The organism is Haladaptatus sp., from assembly GCF_049589095.1.
Classification (GTDB): domain Archaea; phylum Halobacteriota; class Halobacteria; order Halobacteriales; family Haladaptataceae; genus Haladaptatus.
This window is the reverse complement of sequence record NZ_JBAWAC010000199.1, coordinates 1-6,580: the sequence shown is the minus strand read 5'-3', so window position 1 is coordinate 6,580 and position 6,580 is coordinate 1. Positions and strand designations below refer to the sequence as shown.

The following is a 6,580-nucleotide window of genomic DNA, read 5'->3' as shown; positions in this document are numbered from 1 at the left end:
GTGGACCAGGGCATGCGCTCCATCAGTCAATGTCCGCGCTGTGAGACGGCCATCGCCAACAACGAAGTCGAATACGAGGACGTGGACGACCCGTCGATTTACGTCAAATTCCCCTTGGCAGACCGTGATGGAAGCCTCGTCGCGTGGACGACGACGCCGTGGACCGTCCCGGCGAACACCTTCGTCGCCGTCGATGCCGACGGGGAGTACGCCGAAGTTCGAGCGACGAAGGACGGCGAGACAGAGACGCTGTACGTCGGCGCACCGAAGGTCGAGGAAGTCCTGAAGGAAGGTCGCTACGACGACTACGAGATCGTTGACGAACTGACCGGCGACGAACTGGTCGGCTGGGAGTACGACCACCCGCTCGATGACGAGGTGCCGAACCACCCGAGCGGCGAAGGGACGCTTCGAGTGTACGAAGCCGATTACGTCGAAGTGGACGGGGACGGTACCGGACTCGTCCACTCCGCGCCCGGTCACGGTGAGGAGGACTTCAACCGGGGCCAAGAACTCGGCCTCGACATCTTCTGTCCCGTCGGCGGCGACGGCACGTACGGCCCGGAAGCGGGCAAGTACGAGGGACAGTTCGTCAAGGACGCCGACGAGGCAATCATGGCCGACCTCGAAGCCAGCGGCCACCTGCTCGCGTCCGGCACGGTCCACCACAGCTACGGTCACTGCTGGCGGTGTGACACGGGCATCCTGCAGATCGTCACCGACCAGTGGTTCATCACGGTGACGGACATCAAGGAGGAACTGCTCGACAATATCGACGACAGCGAGTGGCATCCGCAGGAAGCCCGCGACGAGCGCTTCCGCAACTTCGTGGAGAACTCGCCGGACTGGAACGTCTCGCGCCAGCGCTACTGGGGCGTGCCGATACCGATCTGGACACCGGAGAACTGGTCGGGTAACATGGACGACGTGGTCGTCGTCGGAAGCCGCGAGGAACTCGCCGAGGCTGTCGACCAAGACGTGGACCCCGAGGATGTGGACCTCCACCGCCCGACAGTCGACGACCTGACCATCACGAAGGACGGGACGACGTACACCCGCGTTCCGGACGTGTTCGACGTGTGGCTCGACTCCTCCGTGGCGTCGTGGGGCACGCTCGACTACCCGAGTAACCCGGACGACTTCGAGGAACTGTGGCCCGCCGACCTCATCATGGAAGCACACGACCAGACGCGTGGCTGGTTCTGGTCGCAACTCGGCATGGGCACCGCCGCACTAGACGAAGTGCCGTACGACGAGGTGCTGATGCACGGCTGGGCGCTCGCCGAGGACGGTCGCAAGATGTCCAAATCCATCGGGAACATCGTTTCCCCCGAGGAGGCCATCGAGCGCCACGGCGCGGACCCGATGCGCCTGTTCCTGCTCTCGCAGAACCCGCAGGGCGAGGACATGCGCTTCTCGTGGGACGAGATGCAGAACATGCAACGGAGCCTGAACATCCTCTGGAACGTGTTCCGGTTCCCGCTGCCGTACATGCGACTGGACGACTTCGACCCGAGCGAGGTCGACGTGCAGGACGCAGAAACAGAGCTCGTGGACGAGTGGCTTCTGTCCCGGTTACAGACCGTCACGGCGGAGATGACCGAGGACTGGGACGACTTCCGACAGGACCAAGCGCTCCGCACGCTGCTGGACTTCGTGGTCGAGGACGTCTCGCGGTTCTACATCCAGGTCGTCCGCGAGCGCATGTGGGACGAGGCCGACAGCGCGAGCAAGCAGGCCGCCTACGCGACGTTCTACCACGTCCTGAAGGAACTGGTCGCCCTGCTCGCCCCGTTCGCCCCGTTCATCAGCGAGGACATCTATCAGAACCTCACCGACGACGAGGGCGAGGAGAGCGTCCACATGCTCGACTGGCCCGAGGTGGACGAGTTCTGGCAGGACGAGCAATTGGAGGAGGACGTGGCCGTCCTCCGCGCCGTCGAGGAAGCGGGCGCGAACGCCCGCCAGCAGGCCGAGCGGAAACTCCGCTGGCCCGTCTCACGAATCGTCGTGGACGCGCGGGACGAGTCGGTCGTCCACGCCGTCGAACATCACGGCGACCTGCTTGCCGACCGCCTGAACGCCCGCGAAGTCGAGTTGGTCTCGCCCGACGAGGGGTGGGGCGAACTCGCCTACAGCGCACAGGCCGACATGAGCGTGCTCGGTCCCGCCTTCGGCGGCGACGCCGGGCAGGTCATGAACGCGCTCAATGAGGCGCGCGTCACCGAACCGGACCTCTCCGCGCTCGAAACCGCCGTGGAGGACGCGCTGGGCGAGGACGTGGAACTCGACGACGAGATGGTCGAGTTCGTCACGAAGACGCCCGACGACGTGTCCGGCGCGTCGTTCGACGTCGAGGGCACGGAACTCGGCGTCGTCTACGTCGATACCGCGCTCACGGAGGACATCGAGAGCGAGGGATACGCCCGTGAAGTCATCCGCCGCGTGCAGGAGATGCGAAAGGAACTCGATCTGGACATCGAGGAAGCGATCAACCTCGAACTCGACGTGCGCGACGACCGCGTGGCCGAGTTGGTCGAGCGCCACATGGACCTCGTGAAGGACGAGGTTCGCGCGGAAAGCATCGGCACGGTCGAGGACGGCCACCGCAAGACGTGGGACGTCGAAGGCGTCGAGATGGAAATCGCCATCGCGCCACTGGCTGAAGCGGAAGTGTAGGAAATCGATCGCGAGCGGTGTGAACGGCGACGGAACGGAGTCGTGAACTGAGCGAGCGGGCGCAAGTGCGACCATCCGGGAGCACGACGCGCTTTTGGTCCAGATTTTACCAGTGACCGCAAGGATCGATTGTAGAAACAGCCGCCGAAGATGCATCCCGATATTACCTCGTACCTGGGAAAATCATGAGCATCTATCTCTCCGGGGACGAGTTGGAGGCGTTTTTCAATGAACAAACGGCACCGGTCGAAATCAAGGGCGACCTCTACTGGAGCGACGAACTCACCACGGAGAAAGTGAGAGAACTGCTGTAATCGCCTTCGCTCTTCCAAAGCGTCCAGCGCAACCAGGATGGGGGTTGTTACAATCTGTTCGCAACGTTGGGGGCGACCGACACCTGACTCACGGCTCGTTCGATGGTGTCCGTACCGTAGACGGCCTCGACGCCCGCGTTTGCGAGTTTGAGGCGGGCGTTCCCGGCGAGCATGGGGTGAACGCAGGTGACGAAGACCCGGCCGACGTCACGCCCGTGGAGGAGCGAGACGGCCTCGCTCATGGTCGAACCCGTGGCGATGATGTCGTCCGTGATGACCACGTCACGGCCGGTCACGTCGGTGTCGCTGGGCGTCATTTCGACCTCGGTGCCGGAGAGGCGTTTTTTCTCGAAGTAATCAGTGACGCCATCGCCGTACACGTTTCGGACCGTTTCGGCGATGTCGAGTGCGCCTTCGTCGGGGGAGAGGAACACTGGATCGATCAAATCGTCGGGTAGCGGGTCCGCGAGGCGACCCGCGGCGTCGATGGATTTGGCGGGAACGTCGAAGAAGTCACAGACGGATTCCTCGTGAGGATTGACGGTAAACACGCGGTCGGTTCCGCTGCTGATGGCACGGGCGACTGCTCGGGCGGAGATCGGTTGCCCGTGGTCGAACGCCTTGTCCTGTCGACTGTAGCCCATGTACGGAAGGACTGTGACGACTTCCTCGGCACCCCATTCACGGGCGGCGTCCTGTAGTTGCAGGAGTTCGAGATGTGCGTCGCTGGAGACGGTGGAAGCGACGACGATGGCACGGTGGGCTTCGAAGTCCGGTGCGCTTGCGAGCAGTTCCCCGTCCGGGAACGACTGGTACTCCACGAATCCGAGCGGTTCGTTCAGCTCATCGGCGAGTGTGGCCGCCAAAGATTGCGAGGCAGACCCACTGAGTATCATACGAGCACACTGGATATGCCAGGTTAAACCGATTTTCACTCGTCGCCGAGGAGACATGGCAGTGACTCGAATCAAGAGCGAGGTGGAGAGATAGTGAGAAACGGACACCAACACATGAAAACAAATGCCTATGGAGAAATATTTGATATGCTAATATAATATATTATTTATGCGTGAATGTAGTAGTATCGTTCGATGGTTTCGGTTACTCGGTTGAACATCGGAACGCCGCTTCCACTCGACGAGGACGAGTTGACACCGGCGGAGAAAGGGGTGTTGAACCTCCTCGGGGAGGGCCGTTGTACACCCGCCTACGTCGCCAGCGAACTAGCGATCGAATCGGGGACGGCCCGGTCGCTTCTCGATGGATTCCGCGAGGTCGATATCGTGCAAAAACCGTATCGTGGCCTGTACGAGTTAACACTCGAAGAACCGGCAGACGACGGGAAATACCGAACCACCGAAACGGTTTTCGTGGACGTTCCGTTCGAAGACGATCAGTTCAGGCCGACTGAGCGTGGGATTTTGAATCTGCTTTCGAGGGGCCGTGCGACACCCGCATACCTCGCACAGGAACTCGACGTCACTCAAGAGTGCGTGAAAAACCGACTTCGGGATATCACCCGACTCGGTCTCGTCCGGCGCGTCCACCGAGGGTTGTACGCGCTGGATGAGGAGTAGCCGAACGAGTCGAGTCGAGACAGTCGAATCGGGACTACCGAACCGAGAGGGACGTGACGCCGGTCAATCCGAGATGGCGATTTCGCCATCCATCACCGGAACGTACCAGAAACGTTCCGGCTTCGGTTGCGGCGTACACGCCGTCATCGAACCCGATAGCCGCTACGGGTTCCGAAACCGGGAGGGAAACCTCCTGCCAATCGTCGCCGTCGCGTGAAACGACGTTTTCGGCGGTGGCGGCGTAGGCATCCTCCGCCGTCGCACTCACGACCCGAAACGAACCGTCCAACACGTCCATCCAGCCGTTGCCGAGTCGGTACAACCCGTCGGCGGTCGCGGCGAGTGGTCCGCCCGCTGCCGAGACGTCCCGCACGTCCGTCAGGCCGACGTGTTGAACGCCGTCGGACGAAACCCGATAGACGCCGTCGGCGGTGGCGACCAGATTGCCGTCGATGGCTCGCACATCGTCCACGGTCGCCAGATCGTTCCATTCGCCGTTGTACCGTGCGAGTCGGCCGTCGTCGCCCGCCGCGAGGAGGTCGTCACCGTCGAATCCGACCGCGACGGCGGGTCCGAAATCGAGCGGTGAGAACTCCGTATCGAGCACGTCTTCGTCCGTCGCTACCGCGAGAGCGCCATCGGTCGCCGCCGTATCCCGGGAGACACAGCGGTGTGCCAACGAAAACTCTCCGATGATGTCACCGGAGACCTCTACGCGGGCGACGCCCAGTTCGGTCCCGACGTACACCGTCGTCGTCCCCTCCTGGTCGCTGTACACCCGTTTTTCGTCGATACTGGTCATACGCGAGTGATGGACACAAATCGGGGAAAGCGTTCGGGTTCGCCGTCGAAAGCGCGAGTGGTTGCGGCCCGCACAAGGATTAAATACCGTGGCGCGACTACGATCAGTCGAGCAACACGATGCTAGGTGACTGCTTTACACGCCGGGTTTGCACCCGCTAATCTAGTCACCACCATCGTCGTTTTCCCGCCCGTCTTCAAAGCTGAGAGCCGCGCGTCTCCGAACGCGGGTCCGGTCGGTCGAAGCGGGCCAGCGCTCTTTCGGAATCACGAGTCACAACTATGAACCAACAATCACAGAAATCGGTAATCGTATCGCTTCCGGACGGATCGAAACGCGAATTCGAGAACGCACCATCGGTCGGGGACGTCGCCGACGACATCGGGCCGGGACTCGGCGAGGACTGCGTCGCCGGAATCGTCGACGGCAACCTCGTCGCCCCCGAGTATCGAATCGAGTCGAACGCCGACCTTCGAATCGTCACGCCGGGAAGTGACGACTACGTTCGGGTACTGCGACACTCCGCTGCACACGTCCTCGCACAGGCGGTCCTCCGGCTGTTTCCGGACGCAAAGCTCGCCATCGGCCCGCCGACGGACGACGGGTTTTACTACGACTTCGACGGCCTCGACATCGAGCAATCCGACCTCGCGGCCATCGAGAGCGAGATGAGGGACATCGTCGCGGCGGAGAACGACATCGAGCGCGAGGAGGTGGCACCCGAGGAGGCGCGGGAGCGACTCGCCGACCAAACGTACAAACTCGAACTGCTCGAAGACATCGTCGCGGACGGAGAGATGGTCACGTTCTATCGACAGGGAGAGTTCGAGGACCTCTGTGCCGGGCCGCACGTCGAATCGACGGGAGCGGTCGGCGCGCTCTCGTTGCTCGAAATCGCGGGTGCCTACTGGCGCGGCGACGAGGACGAGGCGATGCTCACGCGGATTTATGGCACGACCTTCGAGCGCGAGGCCGATCTCGAAGCGTTCCTCGAACGTCGGGAGGAAGCCGAAAAGCGCGACCATCGGAAGATCGGGCGCGAGATGGACCTCTTCTCGGTGCCCAACCACTCGCCGGGGTGTGTCAACTTCCACCCGAACGGGATGGCGATTCGCCGCGAACTGGAGGAATACGTCCGCGAGAAGAACGACGAGTTGGGCTACGACGAGGTGAAGACGCCGGAACTCAACCACGCCGAACTGTGGAAG

General features: G+C 62.4%; 6 protein-coding genes. 4 read left to right on the top strand and 2 right to left on the bottom strand.

Features of this window, described 5'->3' with window-relative positions:
* Together ileS and WBV42_RS06670 are read left to right on the top strand one after the other, a co-directional pair.
* Nucleotides 1-2,679, top strand: a 2,679-nt coding sequence (gene ileS / locus WBV42_RS06675; RefSeq protein WP_423985337.1) for an isoleucine--tRNA ligase, incomplete at its 5' end; no start/stop codon positions are given.
* A gap of 185 nt (nucleotides 2,680-2,864) precedes the next feature.
* Nucleotides 2,865-2,993, top strand: coding sequence for a hypothetical protein (locus WBV42_RS06670; protein WP_423985336.1), 129 nt, complete (start codon nucleotides 2,865-2,867; stop codon nucleotides 2,991-2,993).
* Between the two features lie 47 nt (nucleotides 2,994-3,040).
* Here WBV42_RS06670 and WBV42_RS06665 read toward each other — a convergent pair whose 3' ends face one another.
* Complete coding sequence (locus tag WBV42_RS06665) at nucleotides 3,041-3,889, bottom strand: ribose-phosphate diphosphokinase (RefSeq protein ID WP_423985335.1); 849 nt, start codon at nucleotides 3,887-3,889, stop codon at nucleotides 3,041-3,043.
* A gap of 195 nt (nucleotides 3,890-4,084) precedes the next feature.
* Between WBV42_RS06665 and WBV42_RS06660 the strand changes: the two genes are divergently transcribed.
* The gene (locus WBV42_RS06660) at nucleotides 4,085-4,570 is read left to right on the top strand and encodes a helix-turn-helix domain-containing protein (RefSeq protein ID WP_423985334.1); all 486 of its coding nucleotides are present in this window, start codon (nucleotides 4,085-4,087) and stop codon (nucleotides 4,568-4,570) included.
* 34 nt (nucleotides 4,571-4,604) lie between these two features.
* On the opposite strand, the gene WBV42_RS06655 is transcribed toward WBV42_RS06660, so the two are convergent.
* Nucleotides 4,605-5,372 carry an HVO_0234 family beta-propeller protein gene (locus WBV42_RS06655; RefSeq protein ID WP_423985333.1) on the bottom strand — a complete coding sequence of 256 codons (768 nt, stop codon included), beginning with the start codon at nucleotides 5,370-5,372 and terminating at the stop codon, nucleotides 4,605-4,607.
* A 281-nt stretch (nucleotides 5,373-5,653) separates the two neighbouring features.
* Between WBV42_RS06655 and WBV42_RS06650 the strand changes: the two genes are divergently transcribed.
* A partial coding sequence (locus tag WBV42_RS06650) for a TGS domain-containing protein (RefSeq protein ID WP_423985332.1) occupies nucleotides 5,654-6,580 on the top strand: 927 nt, incomplete at its 3' end.